Below are 23,308 nucleotides of genomic sequence, written 5' to 3' on the forward strand. Positions count from 1 at the left end.
TGAATCATGAACCTGACTGAACCCCGCGAGCTGGCGCCACTGCTTGAAGCTTTTCTGTTGGCCTCGGGAAAACCGCAATCGCTTGAACGCCTGTTCGAACTCTTCGAAGAGGGCGAGCGCCCGGAGCCGCCAGTCTTCAAGAAAGCCCTGACGATTCTCGCCAAGTCCTGCGACGGCCGCGCCTTTGAGCTGAAGGAAGTGGCCTCCGGGTATCGTCTGCAGATCCGCGAAAAGTTCTCGCCGTGGGTAGGACGTTTGTGGGAAGAGCGGCCGCAGCGCTATTCCCGCGCCATGCTCGAAACCATTGCGCTGATCGCCTATCGCCAGCCGATCACACGGGGCGAGATCGAAGACGTGCGGGGCGTGGCGGTCAACAGTCACATCGTCAGAACCTTGCTGGAGCGCGAGTGGATCCGTATCGTCGGTTACCGCGACGTGCCGGGTAAGCCGGCGATGTTTGCGACCACCAAGGCGTTTCTCGATCACTTCAACCTGAAAAACCTCGACGATTTGCCGCCGCTGGCTGAATTGCGCGAGCTTGAGCCTGATCCGGTGCTCGACTTTGACGACGCGCCGGTGCCTGCCGGACTGCAGGAGTTGGCCGACGCCAGCGCCGAGCCGGAAGAGCCGAAGGAAGAAACCAGTTTCCACACGTTGTTGCTGGAACTGGACACCATGGAGGAGGGGCTCAAGACCGATTTCGACGATTTGTTGCGTGATGGCGAGGTGACCGATACCAAAGAGGTTCTAGAGACACCGGAGCCTGAAATCGAAGTTGAACTTCACGTCGAGCCCGAAGCCACAGTTGAAGAAGAGCAGGAAGAAGAGCTGGAAGACGATGTACTTGGCGTTGCCGAAGCCCGCGAGAAACTTCTGGCCGCCGTTGCCGCCCTTGAACAACGCAAGCCCGAACCTGAACTGAGCGACGAAGAAGCCGAAGCCCGTGCCCTTGCCGAAGCGATCGAGGCAGAACGCCGCGAATTCGACGATTGATCCAAACCTGTGAGCAAGCCCGCTCCCTCAGTGGTTTTGTGGTGTTGCCTGGAATTATCGATGAGCTCAACCAAAGACCCCTGCATCAGCGTCTGCAAGTTCACCGACGACATCTGCATCGGTTGTGGTCGCAGCAAGCGCGAGATCAAGGCGTGGAAGAAACTCGACAAGGTCGACAAGCTCACGGTGTTCGCCGAAGCGTCGCTGCGGTTGATCAAACTCGGCGCCACCGGTCGGCGGAAATCCAGGTAAGTCTCCATTGATCAGCTAGTCTCTGATGCGCGAACGCTCCCATGAGCGTATGATTCGCGACCCTTCGGCGATCCCTTCGCCCAAGTACCAGCTTTCAACTCTTCAGGCCAGGCCTGAACAGACCACACCGGGAGGTGCCCAGATGAGTATCAAAGACCAGAAAGACGACCAGGAAATCGGCCCAGCAGGCGAGAAACTGCAGAAAGTCCTCGCCCGTATCGGCGTCGGCTCGCGCCGTGACGTAGAAGCCTGGATCAGCCACGGCCGCATCAAGGTCAATGGCAAAGACGCCACCCTCGGGCAGCGCGTCGACATGCACGACGCCATCACTATTGATGGCAAGGTGATCAAGCGCGAAGAAGCCGCCGAGTCGGTACGCCGCGTGATCATGTACAACAAGCCGGACGGCGAAATCTGCACCCGCCTTGATCCGGAAGGCCGTCCGACCGTTTTCGACAAGATGCCGCGCCCGAAAGAAGGTCGCTGGATCAACATCGGTCGTCTGGACATCAACACCACCGGCCTGCTGATGTTCACCACCGACGGTGAGCTGGCCAACCGCCTGATGCACCCTTCCTACGAAATGGACCGTGAATACGCGGTACGTGTGCGTGGCGAAGTCGATGACGAGATGATCGAGCGTTTGAAAGCAGGCGTCGTCCTCGAAGACGGCCCGGCCAAGTTCACCGACATCAAGCAGGCGCCAGGCGGCGAAGGTTTCAACCACTGGTACCACTGCGTGGTGATGGAAGGTCGCAACCGCGAAGTTCGTCGTCTGTGGGAATCCCAGGGCCTGGTGGTCAGCCGTCTGAAGCGTGTGCGTTTCGGTCCGGTGTTCCTCAACTCCGACCTGCCGATGGGCCGCTGGCGCGAAATGAGCCAGTACGAAGTCGACATTCTGAGTGCTGAAGTGGGCCTGACGCCTGTGGCCATGCCGCAGATGAACGCCAAGAGCAAAGACAAGCTCGACCGCATGCAGCGTAAATCGTCGCGTCCAATGGGCAAGACCGAGCGCGTGCGTTCGTTGCGTCCAGCCATCGGTAACCAGACCGCTGCTACACCGCGTGACTCCCGTGAACCGCAAATCGAAGGCGAGCGCCCCGCCCGCAAGCCAGCAGCACCTCGTGCTGACGGCGAGCGCGGTCCGCGCACGCCACGTCCGGCCAACGGTCGCACCGAGCGCGGTGAAGGCCGTGGAGCGCCAAGCGGTGGTCGTAGCGATCGCGGCGCTCCAGCCGGTCGTGGCGAGTCTCGTGGTGAGTCGGGTCGCGGTACGCCGGTGGCAGACCGTCCTTCCGACACCAAGCGCCCGGCCAAGGCACCGGCGAAGAAGCGTCCAGGCATCGTTCTGGTCGACAAGGACGCACCATCGGGCAAACGCCGTGGTGCGCCAGCCGGTTCGGGCCAACGTCCAGGCTTCGGTCGTCGCAAACCTGAGTAATCGGTAAGCGCCACATGAAAAACGCCAACCCTCGGGTTGGCGTTTTTTTTGGTCTGGCAAAATTGGTTGATCGTTCCCACGCTCTGGTCTGCACCCCAAAAGTTGGACACAACTGATGGGGTGCAGACCAGAGCGTGGGAACGATCAGTCAGAACACAAACCGCCCATCAAACACCGGCTCATCATCCAGCGCCAACACGCCGCTGGAGAAGATCAGGTCCAGATGATGGCTACCCTTCGCGCCCCCCCCCAATCCCAGATGCAACCCGCAATGGCGCTCCTCAAACCCTGCATTGCGCGCATACAACGCCTTAACGCCTTCATTGGTGCCAATCCCCAACTCCTCAATCCGCCGATTGGATGGATTGGCCTCCAGGTACTTGTTGAAGTCATGTTCCAGCCCCGGCACATCGGTGGCGATTTTGCTGATGGTCGAGTTCTCGATCCACAACTCTAGCGGCGACTCGAGCACCCCGTATTTGCGGGCAAATGGAATGGTGCTGAGAAAAGTCCCCATGAACTTGACCCGGCCGTTAATGGCCTCGCTGTGGGTGGCAATTTCACCGGGCGCCAGATCGAAGTTGCCGACACCGTTGATGTCGGTCCACTTCTTGATACTGCTCAACGGTGTTTCGAACCACGAGCCGTGATCATCTTTGAAACTTAACGTGGTGGCATGGGACATGCGCTGGATCAAATGGCTGTTCAACCCGGCAATGCGCTGCGGGGTGACGCTGAACGTGTCGTAGAAGTAATCGCCGTAATCCTTGAACAGCAGCGACTTCTTCCAGTTATCGGCCATGACGCCTTGCAGCGCGCGGACAAATTCCGGGCCGTCGGGGCGTGGGTTGGGCAGGGTGGAAGAGTCGTAGAAGAAAATGTACAGATCGCTGTCGGTAATCGCCTGGGCCAGCAATTCCGTAGGTTCCAGGTCCAGTCGCATCGCGCTGAAGCTGAACCGTGGGCTGTTGCCGACCTGTTCGGCGATGGCGCCCGTCAGTGCCTGGTAATCAGCCGTGTGGCCGAGCAAGACCTTCGCCGGGTTGATGCCGGCAAGGGCAGGGTGATGTTCGAGGTAGTAAAGGAAATGCGAAATGGCGCGTTGCTTATCCATGTAGTCCTCCCTGACAAACCGAGAAAAAGTGGCAGGCACAACCGGCCGGATCGTGCCTGCCGGGATGTCTTACAGAGGCCACATCGCCGTGCCGAACGGAACAACCGCATCGGCTTGCATCATTTCAACGGCGGCGTCATGGGTCGGTGCTTCAAACCAATCGTCCAGTTGCAGTTCAGTTTCCAAGTCTTTTTCAAGTGCTTGCATTGTGAATCTCCTAGATGACTTTTTCGGTAAGTGCTGCGGCGCGTTTTCAGTCATTGAATAACCCGCCAACTTGCTGATTGATGCGTCTCGCAAGTCGCTGAAAACCTAGTTCAGAGGTTTTTAAATTGCAACAAAATAATCAAATAAGATTTGTTTGAACTTTTTATTCTGTTTTTAATTAAGCAATTTGTTAATAAAAAACAAAAAACTAACTCGACCTTTCCCTAAGGAAACGTCCTACCGTCAATTTGCAGTCAGTCTACAGTCAGATCTGATTCGGAAAATTTACGTTACGGCATGTAAAGAAATACTGACGAAATCAAGCCTCAAAGCCCTTGGTTTGACGCTTGCGGAAGGGATGTAAGGAAAACCTTCCGCCTAATAGCCAATCAACCCTTCCGCAAGGCTCTGGCCCGCTTGTTTCAGGCGCGGTTGAAGGGTGAGATGCGCCCCATGCCTGTCGTGCAGGTGCATAACAAGAAGGAGGCGCAATGTACGCCGTGATTCATCTCCATTTCTCCCCGTGGGGCGGTTTTTCCGCCGTTCCCGTCGATGACCCGCAAAGGTCTGACTCTATTTTTGCAGCCGCCCGAGACCCTCGAGGCGGACACAGGCAATCCCGGCAAATGACACGCTGATCCAGCGGTGTCTGGCAGCAGGGGGTTACAGGTGTACAATGCGCCGCGTTTTAACTGTGACCTCCTGCGCATCTGCGCAAACCTCAAGGCTATCCGCCTTGTTCACTCCGCCTCGCCACAAGCGTGTCGGGTTCGATTTCGTCACAGATAAAAACAAACAGGTGACGCATGACCGTTGTAAAAACGCTGAACTCCTTTTGCCTTCGCTGGGGTTTGATCGGCGCTGCTTGAAATCGCAACCGAGCAGCAACGTCTAACGAACATCATCAAACCTTGCGTGAGACCCTTTTCATGAGTGGACAAAACTCGCATTCAGGCGAGCTGAAACGCGGCCTGAAAAATCGCCACATTCAACTGATCGCCCTCGGTGGCGCGATCGGTACCGGGCTGTTCCTCGGCTCGGCCGGTGTACTGAAATCCGCCGGCCCGTCGATGATCCTCGGCTACGCCATCTGCGGCTTCATTGCTTTCATGATCATGCGCCAGCTAGGCGAAATGATCGTCGAAGAGCCAGTTGCCGGCTCCTTCAGCCACTTCGCCCATAAATACTGGGGCGGTTTCGCGGGCTTCCTGTCGGGCTGGAACTGCTGGATTCTGTACATTCTGGTGGGCATGTCGGAGCTGACCGCGGTCGGCAAATACATCCACTACTGGGCGCCACACATCCCGACCTGGGTCTCGGCAGCCGGCTTCTTTGTCTTGATCAACTTGATCAACCTGGCCAACGTCAAAGTCTTTGGTGAGGCCGAGTTCTGGTTCGCGATCATCAAGGTCGTGGCCATCGTCGGCATGATTGCGCTGGGTAGCTACCTGCTGGTCAGCGGCGACGGCGGCCCGCAAGCGTCGGTGACCAATCTGTGGGCCCACGGCGGCTTCTTCCCGAATGGTGTCAGCGGCCTGGTGATGGCCATGGCGATCATCATGTTCTCCTTCGGCGGCCTGGAAATGCTCGGTTTCACCGCAGCTGAAGCCGACAAGCCGAAAACCGTGATCCCGAAAGCCATCAACCAGGTGATCTACCGGATCCTGATTTTCTACATCGGTGCGTTGGTTATCCTGCTTTCGCTGACGCCATGGGACAGCCTGTTGGCGAACCTGAACGCGTCGGGTGATTCCTACAGCGGCAGCCCGTTCGTTCAAGTGTTCTCGATGCTTGGCAGTGACACCGCTGCGCACATCCTCAACTTCGTCGTCCTGACCGCGGCATTGTCGGTGTACAACAGCGGCACCTACTGCAACAGCCGCATGCTGCTGGGCATGGCCGAGCAGGGCGATGCGCCGAAAGCCTTGTCGAAGATCGACAAGCGCGGCGTGCCAGTGCGTTCGATCCTTGCTTCGGCGGCGGTGACATTGATTGCCGTATTGCTGAACTACCTGATCCCGCAAAACGCGCTGGAGTTGTTGATGTCGCTGGTGGTTGCCACCCTGGTGATCAACTGGGCGATGATCAGCTTCTCGCACTTCAAGTTCCGCCAGCACATGAACAAGACCAAACAGACGCCGCTGTTCAAGGCCTTTTGGTACCCGTACGGGAACTACATCTGCCTGGCGTTCGTGGTGTTCATTCTGGGCGTGATGCTGCTGATTCCGGGGATTCAGATCTCGGTGTATGCGATTCCAGTGTGGGTCGCGTTCATGTGGATTTGCTACGGCATCAAGAACAAACGTCGTGACCGGCATGCGTTGCAGGCTGCGGGTTCCGCTGCCAAGTAAGTGCAAAGCGCAGAAACAACAAACCCGGCCATGTGCCGGGTTTGTCATTTCAGGATTCATACAAACCCCTTGTAGGAGTGAGCCTGCTCGCGATAGCGGTGTGTCAGGCAACTAAGATGTTGACTGACACACCGCTATCGCGAGCAGGCTCCACTCCCACAGGGACCGCATTCTTTCAGTTCATTCGCGGTATCCTGCGCGTTCTGAATACGGACGCTTTCCATGCTGGTGATATCCAACAACGTGCATCTGCCGGATGCCGAGATCGAGTTGACCGCCATTCGTGCCCAGGGCGCCGGTGGGCAGAATGTCAATAAAGTCTCCAGCGCGGTGCACCTGCGTTTCGACATTCCTGCCTCGTCCTTGCCCGAGTTCTACAAGGAACGGCTGCTGGCGCTGCGTGACAGTCGCATCACCAGCGAAGGGGTGTTGATCATCAAGGCCCAGCAATACCGCACGCAAGAAGCCAATCGCGCGGATGCGCTGGAACGGCTGACCGAGCTGATCCTCAGTGCCACCAAGGTCGAAAAGAAACGTCGTCCGACCAAACCGACCCTCGGTTCGAAGAAGCGTCGGCTCGAATCCAAGACCAAGCGTGGCAGTATCAAGGCCGGGCGCGGCAAGGTCGATTTTTAGCGGGCTTGGCGCTCTTCCCGGTACTTTTCATTGAGATGCTTCGGCGCCTGCCGGTACAAGTAAACACTCAATGCCAGACCGCTCAACGCGGCGAGTGCAGCGAACAGGAAGATCGAGGCAAAACCAAAGCCTGCCGCAATCGCGCCGGCCAGCGGCCCGGTAATCCCCAGCGACAAATCGATGAACAACGAATAAGCCCCGACTGCTGCGCCACGACTTGAGGCCGGCACCAGGTTGACCGCTTCCACGCCCAGCGCGGGGAACACCAGCGAGAAACCGAACCCGCTTAGCGCCGCACCGGCCAATGCCCAATGAGCGTCCGGCGCCAGCCATAGCAGCAACAGCCCCAGTGTTTCCACAGACAGGCAGGCAATCGCCACGCGAAAGCCGCCGAGGCGGTTGATCAGGTTGCCGAACAGCAGCCGCGCACCGATGAAACTGGCGCCGAACAAACTCAAGCACAGCACCGCGTTGTCCCAATGCTGCGTGGCGTAATACAACGTGATGAAAGTCGCGATAGTGCCGAAACCGATGGAACCCAGCGCCAGGCCGCAACCATGCGGCAGCACCCGACCGAGCACATGCATGAACGGCAAACGTTCACCGACCACAATCGGCGCGGCGGTTTTCGGCCAGGCCAGCACCAGGCCGAGGACGGCCAGCAACACGATGCTTACGCCCATGCTCCACAAACCCAATTGACTGACCAGCAGCACGCCCAGCGGTGCGCCGATGGCGATGGCGCCATAACTGGCGATGCCGTTCCAGGAAATGACTTTGGCAGTATTCGCCGCGCCAACCCGGCCGATGCCCCAGCCGATCGAACCGGAGCCCACCAGGCTTTCTGCGCTGCCGAGCACTAGACGGCCGATCAACAGGCTGATCAGGCTCAAGGTCGGCAGGCTTTGGGTCCAGGCCGAAATCAGCATGAACACGCCGCTCAACCCGCAGCCGGCGAGGCCGTACATCACGGCGAGTTTGCTGCCCTTGTTGTCGATGATTTTCCCGGCATACGGACGACTGAGCAGGGTGGCCAGGTATTGCACGCTGATCACCAGCCCGGCGATGACCGCGCCGAAGCCCAGATCGCTGTGGACGTAGCCCGGCAACACGGCCAGGGGAATGCCGATATTCAGGTAGCCGATGAAGGTGAACAGGACGATGGAAACGACTTGCAGCGTGACCGCCAGGGGGCGCTGGTTTTCAGACATGGGTAAAGATCCACGGGGAAGCAGGATAGATAGGCTGCTTATGATAGCGGCGCAAGCGGCTGCGGGTCGTGAAAAAGTAAAACTATTTGCCGGGCGGGGATGAATCAGGGTTTGGCGGGAGCGACCAGGTGCGTGGTGACCAGGGCGGCCAAGGCGTTTTCTTCGCTGCCGAAACGGGCGAGCAGCGCGGCGCGTTTCTCGGGGGACAGGCGATTCCAGATATCGATCATCTTCTCGGTGGTGCCGATCAAGACGCTGGCCTGCAGCTCTTCATCAAAAGGAGGAGTGAAGTCGTCGGTCATGGTGAGCTCAAGGGTTCAGGCGGTGTGGAAAGCGCATGTTAGCGCTTTCCACACGGTCTGGCATTGCAGGTGAATCAGTCTTCGCTGTCGGCCTTGCGGCGTTCAGTGGCTTCTTTCGGCTCGGGCTGTTGGGCACCGGCTTGTTGCGTGGGCGTCTGCTCAGTTTCGTGCAGGCTTGGGAAGGGGAGATTAGGGATCTCGTGCATATCGCGCTCCTCGCAAAGTCTGTTGATAGATCTGGTAGATCCGCGCTTTTAAAAAGCTTGGGGAGGATACAGCAGAAGAAATGACAAATAGACTTTTATATCCAATTGTTGCGACGGATGGGGTTGTCTAGACAGGTCTGGAAGAGAGAGCGACACAAAACAAATGTGGGAGCGAGCCTGCTCGCGAATGCGGTGGATCAGTCAATGTTGATGTCGACTGACACTCCGCATTCGCGAGCAGGCTCGCTCCCACAGGGGGCTGTACAGGGTTTGATGGTTACTTGCAAACCTTGGCGATTGCTTCGGCCAGCAGGTCCAGGCGCGTTGCATCAATCCCGGCCACGTTGGCCCGGCCTGAGTTGACCATGTAAACGCTGTGATGATCACGCAGTTGTTTGACCTGTTCCGGCGACAAACCGGTGTAGGAAAACATCCCGCGCTGCACGCCGATGTGCGCAAAGCGCTCGCGCAAACCATGAGGTTCAAGCGCTTCAACCAAACCGCTGCGCAGTTGGGCGATACGCAAACGCATGGCTTCCACTTCGTCGGCCCAGAGGCTTTTCAGCTCTGGATCACTGAGGATGGTCGCCACCACAGCCGCGCCGTGATCCGGCGGTGTCGACCACAGGTTGCGGGCGATGTTGGCCAGTTGGCTGCGGATGTCCACCAGCTTGTCAGTGGTTTTCGCGCAGACGATCAGCGCGCCGGTGCGGTCGCGGTACAGGCCGAAGTTCTTCGAGCAGGAACTGGTGATCAGCACTTCCGGTAACGCGGCAGCGAACAACCGCGTCGACCAGGCATCCTGTTCCAGGCCATCGCCGAAGCCCTGGTAGGCGAAGTCGATCAGCGGCACCAAATCGCGACTGCGCACCACGTCCAGCACCCGGCGCCAATCGTCATGGGACAGATCGAACCCGGTCGGGTTGTGGCAGCAGGCGTGCAGCAGCACCACATCGCCCTTCGGCGCTTCCTTGAGTGCCGCGAGCATCGCTTCGACGTCGAGGCGGTTATCGCTGCCAACATACGGGTAATGACTGACCTTGACTCCGGCTGCCGCGAAGATGGTTTCGTGGATCGGCCAGGTCGGGTTGCTCAGCCACACGCCCCGGCCGGGAAGGCATTGGGCGATGAAGTCGGCACTCAAGCGCAGCGCGCCGGTGCCGCCCGGCGTTTGCGTCGCGCCGGCCCGATGTTCAGCGATCAGCGGGGAATCGGCACCCAGCACCAATTCAACGATGGCCTTGCCGAACGCCGGTTCACCGTGACCACCGATGTAGGTCTTGGTGGTCTGCCGATCCAGCAGGCGCTGCTCGGCGAGCTTCACTGACTGGGGGATCGGTGTCAGGCCCTGGGCATCTTTATAGACGCCCACGCCGAGGTCGAACTTGCGCGGGTTGGGGTCCTGCGCATAGGCCTCCATCAGGCCGAGAATCGGGTCGCCGGGTACTCGACCTATGGCGTCGAAATGCATTATTTGCGGCCCTCGGCGTCCTTGGCCACTTCGTCAGTGCGCGCGGCCATGATGAAGTCGTTGCGATGCAGGCCCTTGATGGAGTGGCTCCACCAGGTCACGGTGACTTTGCCCCACTCGGTCAGCAGGCCTGGGTGGTGACCTTCAGCCTCGGAGATTTCACCGACGGCGTTGGTGAACGCCAGTGCGTGCTTGAAGTTCTTGAACAGGAAAACTTTTTCCAGCTGCATCACGCTGTCGCGTACTTCAATGTTCCAGTCAGGGATCTGCTTGATCAGTATCGGCAGTTCTTCGTCGCTGACCTGAGGGGCATCGGCGCGGCAGGCTTCGCAATGGGCTTGGTTTAATGTGGACATGATGGGTTCCTGAAATCGAATTATTGGAATTCGGCCGTCAATTCACCACGCTAAACCAAAGCGTTGGTTCCTGACAGGCTCACTTGATTCTAAAAGCTGCGGATCACGCAGCCTTTGGCGGAAATTTTGGTGCGCGCAAGCCCAGCTGCATGCCTTGCTTGACCATGCCCATGATGTCTTCGTGGGCGAGGTCGAACAGGCGTTTGAGGTTCGGCAGGACAAAGTACAGCGGTTGCAGGATGTCGATGCGATACGGCGTGCGCATGCATTCCAGCGGATCGAAGGCCTGATGCTCAGGTTCGTCCGACAGGCAGTAAACGGTTTCTTTCGGCGAGGAGAGAATGCCGCCGCCGTAGATGCGCATACCTTCTGAAGTGTCGACCAGACCGAACTCGATGGTCATCCAGTACAAACGCGCCAGGTACACGCGTTCTTCCTTGGTAGCCTGTAGGCCGAGTTTGCCGTAGGTGTGGGTGAATTCGGCGAACCAAGGGTTGGTCAGCAGCGGGCAGTGGCCAAAGATCTCGTGGAAAATGTCCGGCTCTTGCAGGTAATCCAGCTCTTCGCGGGTACGAATAAACGTCGCTACCGGGAACTGCTTGTTGGCGAGCAATTCGAAAAAGGTCTGGAAGGGGATCAGTGCGGGTACCCGGGCGACCTGCCACCCGGTGGTTTCACCGAGGACCTTGTTGATCTCACCGAGTTGCGGAATGCGGTCGTGGGGCAGACCGAGTTTTTCGATACCGTTCAGGTATTCCTGGCACGCGCGACCCTCGATCACTTTCAGTTGGCGAGTAATCAGCGTGTTCCACACCGCGTGTTCTTCGGCGGGGTAGTCGATAAAACCTTGCGCATCGGGCTCGCGAGCCACGTATTGCGTCTGCTTCATGCTGCTCTCCTGCTAGGGGATTTCGTTCTTGTTATGTCCTGCTATGGACCTAGAAATACCTCAAGAAATGCAGTGTTGCAGCACGCGAGTCGCGTGGTGCGTAGGAAAATTCGTCGGTTTTCGTAAAGTTTTCGTTACGGATCAGCCGCTATGGCGCAGAGATTGGGATTTGCGGGTTTGAAATGGCTTGCAGGTGTCACATAATCTTGACGACTAAGTTGGCGCCTGCGCAGAAAATTTCTGGCTCAGGCCCTCGATCACTCCTGTTTCGGGCCTTTATATGCGTATCAAAGTCCACTGCCAGAACCGCATCGGCATCCTGCGCGACATTCTCAACCTGCTGGTGGAATACGGGATCAACGTCGCACGCGGCGAGGTCGGCGGTGAGCATGGCAATGCCATCTACCTGCATTGCCCGAACCTGATCAACATTCAGTTCCAGGCTTTGCGTCCGAAATTTGAATCGATTGCCGGGGTTTTTGGCGTCAAGCGCGTAGGTCTGATGCCCAGCGAGCGTCGGCACATGGAACTCAATGCCTTGCTCGGCGCCCTGGAGTTTCCGGTGCTGTCGATCGACATGGGCGGCTCGATCGTCGCGGCCAACCGCGCAGCGGCGCAGTTGCTCGGGGTGCGCGTGGATGAGGTGCCTGGGATTCCACTGTCGCGTTACGCCGAAGATTTCGACTTGCCGGAACTGGTGCGCGCCAACAAGTCGCGGATCAACGGCTTGCGGGTGAAGGTCAAGGGTGACGTGTTTCTCGCCGACATCGCGCCATTGCAATCGGAGCATGACGACAGCGAAGCCATGGCCGGCGCGGTACTCACGCTGCACCGCGCCGACCGGGTCGGTGAGCGCATCTACAACGTGCGCAAACAGGAATTGCGCGGGTTCGACAGCATTTTCCAAAGCTCGAAGGTGATGGCCGCCGTGGTGCGCGAGGCCCGGCGCATGGCACCGCTGGATGCGCCGCTATTGATAGAAGGTGAAACCGGTACCGGTAAAGAGTTGCTGGCGCGAGCCTGCCACCTGGCGAGTCCGCGGGGGCAGTCACCGTTGATGGCGCTCAACTGCGCCGGTCTGCCGGAGTCGATGGCCGAGACCGAGTTGTTCGGCTACGGTCCCGGCGCTTTCGCAGGGGCGAGGGCAGAAGGCAAGCTCGGGCTGCTGGAGCTGACAGCGGGCGGTACGCTGTTTCTCGATGGCGTCGGGGAAATGAGCCCACGTTTGCAGGTGAAATTGCTGCGTTTCCTGCAGGACGGTTGCTTCCGTCGTGTGGGCAGCGATGAAGAGGTTTATCTGGATGTGCGGGTGATCTGCGCGACGCAGGTCGACCTGTCCGAGTTGTGCGCGCGGGGTGAATTTCGCCAGGATTTGTATCACCGCTTGAACGTGCTGTCGTTGCACATTCCGCCACTGCGTGAATGCCTGGATGGTTTGACACAACTGGTGGAGCACTTCCTCGATCAGGCCAGTCGGCAGATCGGTTGCCCGCTGCCGAAACTGGCGCCAGCGGCGATGGAGCGGCTCAGTCATTACCACTGGCCGGGCAATGTTCGGCAATTGGAGAACGTGTTATTCCAGGCGGTTTCCTTGTGCGAGGGCGGGACGGTCAAGGCCGAACATGTTCGCCTGCCGGACTACGGCGTGCGTCAGCCACTTGGCGATTTCTCGCTCGAGGGCGGGCTGGACGAGATTGTCGGGCGCTTCGAGAAAGCGGTGCTGGAGCGTTTGTATTCCGAGCATCCGAGCAGTCGGCAACTGGGCAAGCGGTTGGGGGTTTCGCATACGACTATTGCCAATAAATTGCGAGAGTATGAGGTCGGTAAAGAACCCGGCAGCGCCTAAGTCCTGTAGGTCGGTGTTGAGCCGAAGAGATCGGCACTTGCCGCGAAGCGGCATAACACCGCCGGTTTTTCGTCTTCGACACAATCCTCCAATCCCTCCTGAATCCCTCAAGTCCTTTGTTTGCCGGGCCCTGCGCCGCCAGAAAAAAGTTGGTCTGCAAATTGCTTATGGCTCAGCAGTACAGCGGTGGGCGGCAAACGTCCGGCATGCAGAGGAAAGAGTGTGGACAAGTACCTTTATGTGGCAATGACCGGCGCCAGCCAGAATGCACTGGCGCAGAAGGCTCATGCGAACAACCTGGCGAACATCTCCACCAACGGTTTCCAGAAAGACCTGGAGCAGGCTCGTTCGATGCCGGTGTTCGGCGACAGCTTTCCGGCGCGTGCGTTTGCCCTGTCCGAACGACCGGCCACCGACTTCTCCCCGGGCGCATTGGTGGAAACCGGTCGTGACCTCGATGTCGCGGTGCAAGGCAATGGCTGGATCGCCGTGCAGAACCCTGACGGCGGCGAAAGCTACGTGCGCACCGGCAGCCTGAACGTCGACGCCCTGGGCGTGCTGCGGGCCGGCAATGGTATGCCGGTGATGGGCAATGGCGGGCCGATTGCCGTGCCGCCCGAGCAGCAAATCGAAGTGGGAGAGGACGGCACTATCAGCATTCGTGCGATGGGCGAAGGTCCTCGCGTGATGGCCGAAGTCGACCGCATCAAACTGGTCAACCCTGACTTCAAGAACATGACCAAAGGCCTGGACGGTTCGATCCACACCAAGGACGGCAAGCCGGCGCAAGCCGATGCCAAGGTCAAGCTGGTGTCCGGTTTCCTCGAGTCGAGCAACGTCAACGCCGTGGAAGAAATGACCTCGGTGCTGGCCCTGGCCAAGCAGTTCGAACTGCACATCAAGATGATGAACACCGCCAAAGAAGACGACCAGGCCATGGCTCGGGTCTTGCAGATCAGCTAATTATCAGAACGTCGCGCCGTAAAACAGGCGCACGAGGAGAATCGAATGCTTCCGGCTCTATGGGTTGCCAAAACAGGTCTGTCCGCCCAGGACACCAACCTGACGACCATTTCCAACAACCTGGCCAACGTGTCGACCACGGGTTTCAAACGTGACCGCGCCGAGTTCCAGGACTTGCTCTACCAGATCAAGCGCCAGCCAGGCGCCCAGTCGACCCAGGACAGTGAACTGCCGTCGGGTCTGCAATTGGGTACCGGTGTGCGCATTGTCGGCACCCAGAAAAACTTCACCGCCGGCAGCCTGCAAACCACCGAGCAGCCGTTGGACATGGCCATCGACGGTCGCGGTTTCTTCCAGATTCTGCAGCCGGACGGCACCACGTCCTACACCCGTGACGGTACGTTCCACCTGGATTCCAATGGTCAGATCGTCAACGCCAGCGGCTTCGCCCTGGAACCGACCATTGTCATCCCCAACGATGCCCAGACCTTCACGGTCGGTCGCGACGGCACCGTGTCCATCACCGTTGCCGGCAACCCGGCATCCCAGGTGATCGGCAACCTGCAAACCGCCGACTTCATCAACCCGGCCGGTCTTCAGGCCGTGGGCAACAACCTGTTCCTGGAAACCGCTGCCAGCGGCGCGCCGCAAGTCGGCACCCCGGGCCTGGCCGGTTTCGGCACCACGCTGCAGAACACCCTGGAAACGTCGAACGTCAGCACCGTTGAGGAGATGGTCAACATGATCACCACTCAGCGCGCTTACGAGATGAACTCCAAGGTGATCTCCACCGCCGACCAGATGCTCTCGTTCGTAACGCAGAATCTGTAATCAAGTCTATGAGGCGGCCATCAGGTCGCCTGCAACACCGTGAGGTAGGGTCATGAATCGCTTTGTATCTGTTCTGGCACTGAGTGGGGCCGTCGTGCTCGCGGGCTGCGTTGCCCCGCCGCCCAAGCCCAATGACCCTTACTACGCCCCGGTGTTGCCGCGCACACCGTTGCCGGCTGCCGCCAATAACGGCTCGATCTATCAGGCCGGTTTTGAACAGAACCTGTACAGCGACCGCAAGGCATTCCGGGTGGGCGACATCATCACCATCACCCTGAACGAACGCACCCAGGCCAGTAAGAACGCTAACTCGCAAACCGCCAAGAACAGCAAGACCGACATCGGCCTGAGCTCGTTTTTCGGTGGCGGCCTGAGCACCAGTGACCCAGTGGGCAGCGGTAGCCTGAGTCTGGATGTCGGTTACGAAGGTGACCGCGCAACCAAGGGCGACAGCAAGTCCGGCCAGAGCAACAGCCTGACCGGTTCGATCACCGTGACCGTCGCTGATGTGTTGCCCAACGGCATCATCGCCGTGCGTGGCGAGAAGTGGCTGACCCTCAACACCGGTGATGAGCTGGTGCGGATTGCCGGGCTCGTTCGCGCCGATGACATCGCCACCGACAACACCGTTTCGTCGACCCGCGTCGCCGATGCGCGGATCACCTATTCGGGCACCGGTGCGTTTGCCGATGCGAGTCAGCCAGGCTGGTTCGACCGTTTCTTCCTCAGCCCGCTGTTCCCTTTCTAGGTGGCTACGTTGAACTTCAAACACCTGATGGTGGCCGCCCTGTTGCTGTCCGCAGCGTTCAACGCTCAAGCCGAGCGGCTGAAGGATATCGCCAGTATTTCCGGCGTGCGTTCCAACCAATTGATCGGCTACGGCCTGGTGGTCGGACTTAACGGTACCGGCGACCAGACGACGCAAACCCCGTTCACCCTACAGACCTTCAACAACATGCTCTCGCAGTTCGGCATCAAGGTGCCGGCGGGTTCGGGCAACGTGCAGTTGAAGAACGTCGCGGCAGTGTCGATCAGTGCTGATTTGCCAGCGTTCGCCAAGCCGGGTCAGCAGGTCGACATTACCGTAGCGTCCATCGGTAACTCCAAGAGCCTGCGCGGTGGCACCTTGCTGCTGACGCCGCTCAAGGGTATCGACGGCAACGTCTACGCGATCGCTCAGGGCAATCTGGTGGTCGGCGGTTTCGATGCCGAAGGTCGCGATGGTTCGAAGATCACCGTCAACGTTCCGTCGGCCGGTCGTATCCCGGGCGGTGCATCGGTTGAGCGTTCGGTGCCGAGCGGTTTCAACCAGGGCAACAGCCTGACGCTGAACCTCAACCGTTCGGACTTCACCACGGCCAAGCGCATCGTCGACAAGATCAACAATATGCTCGGCCCTGGCGTTGCCCAGGCCATCGACGGCGGTTCGATTCGCGTCAGTGCGCCACTCGATCCGAGTCAGCGCGTCGACTATTTGTCGATCATCGAGAACCTTGAAGTCGACCCGGGTCAGGCGGTGGCGAAAGTCATCATCAATTCGCGGACCGGCACCATCGTGATCGGCCAGAACGTCAAGGTTTCCCCGGCCGCCGTGACCCACGGCAGCTTGACCGTGACCATCACCGAAGACCCGATCGTCAGCCAGCCCGGCCCTCTGTCCAATGGGCAGACGGCGGTCGTGCCGCGCTCGCGGGTCAACGCCCAGCAGGAAGCCAAGCCGATGTTCAAGTTCGGCCCGGGCACCACCCTCGACGAAATCGTGCGTGCGGTGAACCAGGTCGGCGCGGCACCGGGTGACTTGATGGCCATCCTCGAAGCACTGAAACAGGCCGGCGCGTTGCAAGCCGACCTGATCGTGATCTGAGGACGGCGACCATGGATATGCGCAAGGGCGGATTGGGGGTCAGCAGCAACGATTCGGGTTCCTATTCGGACCTCAATCGCTTGAACCAGCTCAAGGTCGGCGACAAGGACAGTGACGCGAACATGCGCAAGGTTGCGCAGGAATTCGAGTCGCTGTTCCTCGGTGAAATGCTCAAGTCCATGCGCTCGGCCACCGACGCGCTGGGCCAGGACAATCCGCTCAACACGCCGGCAGCCAAGCAATACCAGGAAATGTACGACCAGCAGTTGGCCGTTTCCATGTCCCGTGAGGGCGGTGGTATTGGTCTGGCTGACGTGCTGATGCGTCAGATGTCGAAGAACAAACCGCTTGCCCCGGGCGAGGCCGCTGCTGCGTCAGCCGCCAAGCAAGCGGCCGCGAAAGCCGCCGTGGAAACCCCGATTGGCGCCGGTACGGTCGCCACCAACGGGCCGCTGTCGCGCCTCAATGGCGAGCGTCCGTTGTGGGCTTCGCGCTCGGTGAAGTCGTCGGCCAGTGCGGGCGAGGGCACTCATCGCAATGATATGGCGCTGATCAATCAGCGACGCCTGGCGCTGCCGCCGAAACTGGCCGACCGCTTGCTCGCAGGGCTGGTGCCGTCGGCATCGACCACTGCCGCGACCGTCACGACGGCGCAGAACAACATCCAAATGCCGCAGAGCACCAAGACCGGTTCCGGCCCCCTGTACAACGGCGATTGGCTGGCTTCGCAAGCGGATGCGACATCCAGCGGGCGTCTGCAGGTTTATGGTCGTGCCATGGCGCAAATACCGCTGGCACCGGCGAAGAAAGCGTTCAGTTCCGCCGACGAATTCGTCAACACCATGCTGCCAATGGCCAAAGAGGCCGCCGAACGCATTGGTGTCGATCCGCGTTACCTGGTGGCACAGGCCGCCCTGGAAACCGGTTGGGGCAAATCGGTCATGCGCGCCCAGGATGGCAGCAGCAGTCACAACCTGTTCGGCATCAAGGCCAGCAGCAGTTGGAAAGGCGAATCGGCGCGCGCGATCACCAGCGAATTCAGGAATGGTGAGATGGTCAAGGAGACGGCGCAGTTCCGTTCCTATGACTCTTACAAGGACAGCTTCCATGACCTTGTGACGCTGCTGCAAACCAACAATCGCTATCAAGATGTTGTGAAGTCGGCCGATAACCCAGAACAGTTTGTGCGCGAGTTGCAGAAGGCCGGTTACGCAACCGACCCGGACTACGCAAGCAAGATTTCGCAGATAGCCAAGCAGATGACGAGTTACCAGAACTACGCTGCGGCGGGCGCTACCACCACGCCTTTATAGGCATTGCTATAAGGTCTGAACCATGAGTTTGCTCAACATCGGGATGTCGGGGCTGTCAGCCAGCCAATCGTCGTTGATGACTACGGGTAACAACATCGCCAACGTCGATACCGCGGGTTACTCGCGCCAGCAGACCGTGCAGGGCACCAAAGCCTCGCAGCAATTCGGCAATGTCTACATCGGTACCGGCACGACCCTGGCTGATGTACGTCGGGTGTACAACAGCTACCTTGACGCACAACTGCAGACCACCACTTCGCTCAACAGCGATGCGCAAGCGTATCTGGGGCAAGCCACGCAAGTGGACAAGCTGTTGTCGGACAGTGGCACCGGTATAACCAAAACGCTGCAATCGTTCTTCTCGTCGTTGCAAACGCTGTCCGCCAACTCCAATGACAGCACTGCACGTCAAGCGTTGTTGACCAATGCTCAGGGGTTGAGCAGTCGCTTCAATGCCATCTCCCAGCAACTGAATCAGCAAGGCACGTACATCAACGATCAGCTGGGCTCGATGGCTGAGCAGGTCAATAAGCTGGCGGCGACTGTTGCGGCCTACAACAAGAAAATCAGCGAGGTCAGTAGTTCGGGTGGCATGCCCAACGACCTGCTGGACCAGCGCAACGAGACTGTTCGCCAGCTCTCCGAGCTGGTGGGCACGCAGGTCACCGAAACCAACGGCAGACTGGATATTTATCTGGGCAGCGGTCAGCCGCTGGTCATCGGTGATACGGCCAATACGTTGCGCGTGGCGGCTGACAAGAATGACCCTACCCGGTCCTCGATCATCATGGATCGCGGCAGTTCGACGATTGATATCACTTCCCGGGTCAGCGGCGGCGAGATGGGCGGCCTGTTGCGTTACCGCGACGACGTGCTGACGCCAGCCGTCAACGGCCTGGGTCGCATCGCCATGGTGGTGGCCGATCAGGTCAACAAACAGTTGGGGCAGGGGCTGGATCAGAACGGTAATTTCGGCTCGGCGTTGTTTAACGACATCAATAGTCTAAAGGCCATCAGCCAGCGCAGTATCGCCAATGGCAGTAACGCCCCGGCGTCCGGCAACCTCAACGTCAGCATCAAAGACACCAGCAAGCTGGCGGCCAGCGATTACCAGGTGACCTTCACCAGCGCCACGGGCTACAGCGTGCGTCGTCTGTCGGACAATACCGACATGGGCAGTTTCACGCTGGGCGCTACCCCTGCACCGGTCATCGACGGCTTCAGCCTGAGCCTCAACGCTGGCCCGGTGAATGCCGGCGACACCTTCAAGATTACCCCGACGCGCAGTTCTGCCGCGGACATGACGACCGTCATGACCGACAGTAAAACCTTGGCCACGGCCGCTCCGCTGACGTCCACCAAGGCCTCGGGCAATGACGGCACCGGTGCTGTCAGTCAGCCGGTTCTGAGCACAGTCCTGGACATCTACGATCCGGCCCAGCGCCTGGAAGTACAGACGGCGGTCAAGGCATCGATGCCGGTTCGCCTGCTCATGACCAGCACCACCGCCTACCAAGTGTTCGACGCCAAGGGCACCAGCATCGGCACTGGCAGCATCGTGCCTGGCCAGAACAACAATCTGAATATTTCCGTGCCTTACACAGACGTCGGGGGCGTTGCCAAAACGTTCAGCGTGGCGATGACCGTCAGTGGCAGCCCTGCCAAGGACGACAGTTTCAATATTTCGATGACGGCTGCCAGCAGCACTGACAATCGCAACGCCCAGGCGTTGCTCGGCCTGCAAACCAAGGCCACGGTCGGCGCGAATGCCACCAGTCCTGGCGTGAGTTTTACCGATGCTTATGGTGGTCTGGTTTCGTCGGTCGGCTCCATGACCAAGCAGGGTCAACTGGATGCCACTGCCACCGGAACCATCCTGACCCAGGCCCGGGATTCTCGCGACTCGCTGTCGGGTGTCGACCTCGATGAAGAGACTGGCAACCTGATCAAATACCAGCAGTACTACTCGGCTTCTTCGCAGATCATCAAGACTGCGCAGGAAATTTTCAGCACTCTGATCAACGCCCTTTAAGGAGCCGTAAAACATGCGTATTTCTACTGCACAGTACTATGCGACGACGGCTGCCAACTATCAGCGCAACTTCAACAACGCGATCAAGACGGCCGAGCAGGCCAGCAGCGGCGTGAAGCTTGAGACCGCGGCGGATGATCCGGTCGGTGCGGCCCGCCTGCTGCAACTTGATCAGCAAAAGGCAATGCTGGGTCAGTACACAACCAACATCAGCGCGTTGAACACTGCTCAGGCCCAGGAAGAAAGCGTGCTGGACAGCATCAACAACGTGCTGCAAAAAGTCAGCGAGTTGGCGGTACGTGCCGGTGGCGGTTCGTTGAACGACGACGACCGTAAATCCATTGCGGCAGAACTCGGTCAGGCTGAAGATCAACTGCTGAGCCTGATGAACAGCAAGGATGCCAACGGCAAGTACATTTTTTCCGGCGCAAGCAACAATACTCAGCCTTTTGCACGCAACAGCGACGGTACCTACAGCTATCAGGGTGACCAGACGCAGCTGCAATTGAAGATCGGTGACTCGATGTCGCTGGGTCTTAACGATACCGGTTGGGATGTTTTCCAGCAGGCGATCAATGCCGCCCGAAGTTCGACCACCATGACCGCGCCGGCCGTCAATGACGGGCGTGTGGCCTTGTCGCCGGGCCTGGTGAGTTCCGGCCCGGCTTTCGATGCAAGTTTCCGCAGCGGTCAGCCTTATACCTTGGCGTTCACCAGCAGCACCCAGTTTTCGATCACGGATGCCTTGGGTAATGACGTGACCGCCGAGGCTAGTCAGGGCGGGGTGTTTGACCCAAATGCCAAGGGCGGCTCCGACGTCAACTTCCGTGGTGTGACCTTTAAACTGGATATCACTTTCCAGGCCGGTGACAACGCCACCAACGCCGACGCGGTGATCGCCGGACACAGTTTCCAGTTGACGGCCAAGCCGGACAGCTTCGTCAGCAACCGTGCGCCGAGCAACGGATCGACAGCTTTGGCGAGCCAGACTTCGGTGACCAATGCTGCGGATTATCAGAGCTTTTTCCCTGAAGGCGGGGCGGTTCTGAAATTCACCAGCCCGACGACCTTTGACCTGTACGCCCGTCCGTTGACCAGCAGTAGCACACCGGTAACCTCCGGGGCTGTGGCGGCGGGTGTGGCGACGGCGGCCGGTGTCAGCTTTACCCTCAGTGGCGGCGCACCCGCCACGGGTGATCAGTTCGACATCGCGGTCAATACTCACCAGACCCAGAACGTGCTGGATACCATCAGTCAGCTGCGTCAGGCGCTTAACTCGCCGACCCAGGGCAATCCGACCGCGCAGCGCTTTCTGGAAGACACCGTGGCTTCGGCCCTTGCCAACCTGGGCAACGCCAAGAATCAGGTCGACCTGGCCCGTGGCGCTATCGGTGCCCGGGGTAACGTAATGGATATGCAGGCCGAACAAAACCAGAGCACTAGCCTGATCAACGATTCAACGCAGAACGGAATCAAGAACACCGATCCAGCGGAAGTGCTGACTCGCCTGACCTTGCAGCAAACCATGCTGCAGGCGGCCCAATTGGCGTTCTCGAAGATTTCCCAGTTGGGCCTGTTCAACAAGCTTTGAGTCGGTCTTGACCGCTCGCGGCCAGTCCCTGTCATAGAGGGCTGGCTTTTTTTTTGCATTTTTTTAGTGAGGCAGGTTGGGGCGGAGCAGGGCTTGTGCCACAAAATCAAATAAAGCACTGATCTCTGAGTGACCCGCCAGTCAAAACGCGCATCTTCACTGTATCCTGTCTGCGGGCGGTGAAGGTGGTGGGTCTGTTCAAGGTGATCCTTGAGTCCCGACGTTGCCTCCTCTGGGGGCTGAGCCCTGACTGTAGACGCCCTCGATTCAGCGAGCGGCGATATTCAGCTGTTTATTATTGGGAAGCCATAATGATTGGCATAAAAAATATAGCGAGTTATGTGCCGGCAGCCGGGGTTGACAACTACGCCCAGGGTGCAAAGTTCGACAAGGACGAAACCTTTATCCTTGGCAAGATCGGCTCGGCGTTTTTGCCGCGCAAGGGTGCCGATCAGGAAACTTCGGATCTGTGCGTCGAAGCAGTCAATGCACTATTCGCCGCCAGCCCTGAACTCAAGCGTGAATCCATCGATTGCTTGATCGTTGTCACCCAGAACGGTGACGAGGAAGGCCTGCCGCATACCGCTGCGATCGTTCAGGACAAACTGGGTCTGCCAACCCATGTCGCCGCTTTTGATATCTCCCTGGGCTGTTCCGGTTACGTTTACGGCATCTATGCCCTCAAGGGGTTCATGGAAGCGACGGGGCTGAAAAATGGCCTGCTGGTGACGGCTGATCCGTACTCGAAGATTGTCGACCCGGAAGACCGCAACACCACCATGCTGTTCGGCGATGCTGCCACCGCGACCTGGATGGGCGAAAACGCTGTCTGGCAGCTCGGCAAGTCGAAGTTCGGCACTGACGGTTCCGGTGCGCCGCACCTCAAGGTCACCGATGGCGTGTTCTTTATGAACGGCCGCCAGGTCTTTAACTTCGCTTTGCTGAAAGTTCCGGCCCATTTGCACGAGCTGCTGGATGAGTCCAACTTGCAGGCGCACGATATCGACGCTTTCTGCATTCACCAGGGTAGCGCGGCGATTGTCGATGCCGTTGCGCGGCGCTTCGAAGAGGGCGAGCCGGAGAAGTTCATCAAGGACATGCTGGAAACCGGCAACACCGTGTCGTCGAGCATTCCGCTGCTATTGCAGAACCATGTGTTCGATTCGAAATGGACGCGTGTGGCCATCAGTGGTTTCGGTGTGGGCCTGTCGTGGGGCTCGGCGATTCTTTATCGCGGCTGATCGTAGCGCCTTGCCAATGGCATGAAAAAAACGCCCGGTAACGAAAGTTGCCGGGCGTTTTGCGTTTTTCTGACGCCAGATTTTCTGGCTCCAAAGCCTTGAAAATAAAGGACTGGCAAGCTGCCACTAAAAATTTCAAAAAAACCGCTCAAGCAAAGCCTCTTCACGACGATAACTATTACGTAGGTTCTCTAGGCC

General features: G+C 58.9%; 22 protein-coding genes and 1 pseudogene. 14 read left to right on the forward strand and 9 right to left on the reverse strand.

Annotated elements, in window-relative coordinates:
* Positions 1-6: 6 nt before the first annotated feature.
* The 3 genes from scpB to rluB all read left to right on the forward strand — a co-directional run bounded on the left by scpB (position 7) and on the right by rluB (position 2,686).
* A complete protein-coding gene (gene scpB, locus QFW87_RS08030) occupies positions 7-993 on the forward strand; it encodes an SMC-Scp complex subunit ScpB (protein ID WP_283190233.1) in 987 nt (328 codons plus the stop codon).
* Between the two features lie 60 nt (positions 994-1,053).
* Positions 1,054-1,245, forward strand: coding sequence for a DUF1289 domain-containing protein (locus QFW87_RS08035; RefSeq protein ID WP_283190234.1), 192 nt, complete (start codon positions 1,054-1,056; stop codon positions 1,243-1,245).
* A 142-nt stretch (positions 1,246-1,387) separates the two neighbouring features.
* Complete coding sequence (gene rluB / locus QFW87_RS08040; protein ID WP_283190235.1) at positions 1,388-2,686, forward strand: 23S rRNA pseudouridine(2605) synthase RluB; 1,299 nt, start codon at positions 1,388-1,390, stop codon at positions 2,684-2,686.
* 148 nt (positions 2,687-2,834) lie between these two features.
* Here the strand turns inward: rluB and QFW87_RS08045 are convergent, their stop codons facing one another.
* Positions 2,835-3,800 carry a leucyl aminopeptidase gene (locus QFW87_RS08045; RefSeq protein WP_283183541.1) on the reverse strand — a complete coding sequence of 322 codons (966 nt, stop codon included), beginning with the start codon at positions 3,798-3,800 and terminating at the stop codon, positions 2,835-2,837.
* A 69-nt stretch (positions 3,801-3,869) separates the two neighbouring features.
* Complete coding sequence (locus QFW87_RS08050) at positions 3,870-4,007, reverse strand: hypothetical protein (protein WP_008156111.1); 138 nt, start codon at positions 4,005-4,007, stop codon at positions 3,870-3,872.
* Between the two features lie 929 nt (positions 4,008-4,936).
* Between QFW87_RS08050 and QFW87_RS08055 the strand changes: the two genes are divergently transcribed.
* Entirely contained in the window at positions 4,937-6,358 is a 1,422-nt protein-coding gene (locus QFW87_RS08055) for an amino acid permease (protein ID WP_283183542.1), read from the forward strand.
* A 222-nt stretch (positions 6,359-6,580) separates the two neighbouring features.
* Positions 6,581-6,994: an alternative ribosome rescue aminoacyl-tRNA hydrolase ArfB gene (arfB, locus tag QFW87_RS08060; RefSeq protein ID WP_008010994.1), complete on the forward strand. Its 414-nt coding sequence runs from the start codon at positions 6,581-6,583 to the stop codon at positions 6,992-6,994.
* On the opposite strand, the gene QFW87_RS08065 is transcribed toward arfB, so the two are convergent.
* From QFW87_RS08065 to phhA, 7 genes and pseudogenes are all read right to left on the reverse strand, one after another.
* Complete coding sequence (locus tag QFW87_RS08065; RefSeq protein WP_283190236.1) at positions 6,991-8,205, reverse strand: MFS transporter; 1,215 nt, start codon at positions 8,203-8,205, stop codon at positions 6,991-6,993. The genes arfB and QFW87_RS08065 overlap by 4 nt on opposite strands.
* Positions 8,206-8,309: 104 nt before the next feature.
* On the reverse strand, positions 8,310-8,507 hold the full coding sequence (locus QFW87_RS08070; RefSeq protein WP_046046420.1) for a hypothetical protein: 198 nt from the start codon (positions 8,505-8,507) through the stop codon (positions 8,310-8,312).
* Between the two features lie 74 nt (positions 8,508-8,581).
* Positions 8,582-8,713, reverse strand: coding sequence for a hypothetical protein (locus QFW87_RS08075; protein WP_008156098.1), 132 nt, complete (start codon positions 8,711-8,713; stop codon positions 8,582-8,584).
* A gap of 160 nt (positions 8,714-8,873) precedes the next feature.
* Positions 8,874-8,966, reverse strand: a pseudogene (locus QFW87_RS08080) (metal ABC transporter ATP-binding protein); the annotation flags it as partial.
* Positions 8,967-8,990: 24 nt separating this feature from the next.
* On the reverse strand, positions 8,991-10,187 hold the full coding sequence (locus QFW87_RS08085; protein ID WP_283190889.1) for an amino acid aminotransferase: 1,197 nt from the start codon (positions 10,185-10,187) through the stop codon (positions 8,991-8,993).
* Positions 10,184-10,540 (reverse strand): 4a-hydroxytetrahydrobiopterin dehydratase, encoded by a 357-nt coding sequence (locus QFW87_RS08090; RefSeq protein ID WP_007938547.1) that lies wholly within the window; start codon positions 10,538-10,540, stop codon positions 10,184-10,186. The genes QFW87_RS08085 and QFW87_RS08090 overlap by 4 nt, the downstream gene beginning before the upstream one ends.
* Positions 10,541-10,643: 103 nt before the next feature.
* Complete coding sequence (gene phhA, locus QFW87_RS08095) at positions 10,644-11,429, reverse strand: phenylalanine 4-monooxygenase (RefSeq protein ID WP_283190237.1); 786 nt, start codon at positions 11,427-11,429, stop codon at positions 10,644-10,646.
* A 280-nt stretch (positions 11,430-11,709) separates the two neighbouring features.
* Between phhA and QFW87_RS08100 the strand changes: the two genes are divergently transcribed.
* The 9 genes from QFW87_RS08100 to QFW87_RS08140 all read left to right on the forward strand — a co-directional run bounded on the left by QFW87_RS08100 (position 11,710) and on the right by QFW87_RS08140 (position 23,110).
* Positions 11,710-13,275, forward strand: a complete 1,566-nt coding sequence (locus tag QFW87_RS08100) for a sigma-54-dependent transcriptional regulator (RefSeq protein WP_283190238.1) — start codon at positions 11,710-11,712, stop codon at positions 13,273-13,275.
* 222 nt (positions 13,276-13,497) lie between these two features.
* Positions 13,498-14,238 (forward strand): flagellar basal body rod protein FlgF, encoded by a 741-nt coding sequence (locus QFW87_RS08105; protein WP_283183546.1) that lies wholly within the window; start codon positions 13,498-13,500, stop codon positions 14,236-14,238.
* A 45-nt stretch (positions 14,239-14,283) separates the two neighbouring features.
* A complete protein-coding gene (gene flgG, locus QFW87_RS08110) occupies positions 14,284-15,069 on the forward strand; it encodes a flagellar basal-body rod protein FlgG (RefSeq protein ID WP_283183547.1) in 786 nt (261 codons plus the stop codon).
* Between the two features lie 52 nt (positions 15,070-15,121).
* Positions 15,122-15,817: a flagellar basal body L-ring protein FlgH gene (flgH, locus tag QFW87_RS08115; RefSeq protein ID WP_149418667.1), complete on the forward strand. Its 696-nt coding sequence runs from the start codon at positions 15,122-15,124 to the stop codon at positions 15,815-15,817.
* Positions 15,818-15,844: 27 nt separating this feature from the next.
* Positions 15,845-16,933 (forward strand): flagellar basal body P-ring protein FlgI, encoded by a 1,089-nt coding sequence (locus QFW87_RS08120; RefSeq protein WP_283184534.1) that lies wholly within the window; start codon positions 15,845-15,847, stop codon positions 16,931-16,933.
* An 11-nt stretch (positions 16,934-16,944) separates the two neighbouring features.
* A complete protein-coding gene (gene flgJ / locus QFW87_RS08125) occupies positions 16,945-18,246 on the forward strand; it encodes a flagellar assembly peptidoglycan hydrolase FlgJ (protein ID WP_283183548.1) in 1,302 nt (433 codons plus the stop codon).
* A gap of 22 nt (positions 18,247-18,268) precedes the next feature.
* Complete coding sequence (gene flgK, locus QFW87_RS08130) at positions 18,269-20,278, forward strand: flagellar hook-associated protein FlgK (protein ID WP_283190239.1); 2,010 nt, start codon at positions 18,269-18,271, stop codon at positions 20,276-20,278.
* A 13-nt stretch (positions 20,279-20,291) separates the two neighbouring features.
* Positions 20,292-21,869 (forward strand): flagellar hook-associated protein 3, encoded by a 1,578-nt coding sequence (locus tag QFW87_RS08135; RefSeq protein WP_283190240.1) that lies wholly within the window; start codon positions 20,292-20,294, stop codon positions 21,867-21,869.
* Between the two features lie 311 nt (positions 21,870-22,180).
* Positions 22,181-23,110, forward strand: coding sequence for a ketoacyl-ACP synthase III (locus QFW87_RS08140; RefSeq protein WP_283183551.1), 930 nt, complete (start codon positions 22,181-22,183; stop codon positions 23,108-23,110).
* Positions 23,111-23,308 lie beyond the last annotated feature (198 nt).

The organism is Pseudomonas sp. PMCC200344, assembly GCF_030053095.1.
Classification (GTDB): domain Bacteria; phylum Pseudomonadota; class Gammaproteobacteria; order Pseudomonadales; family Pseudomonadaceae; genus Aquipseudomonas; species Aquipseudomonas svalbardensis.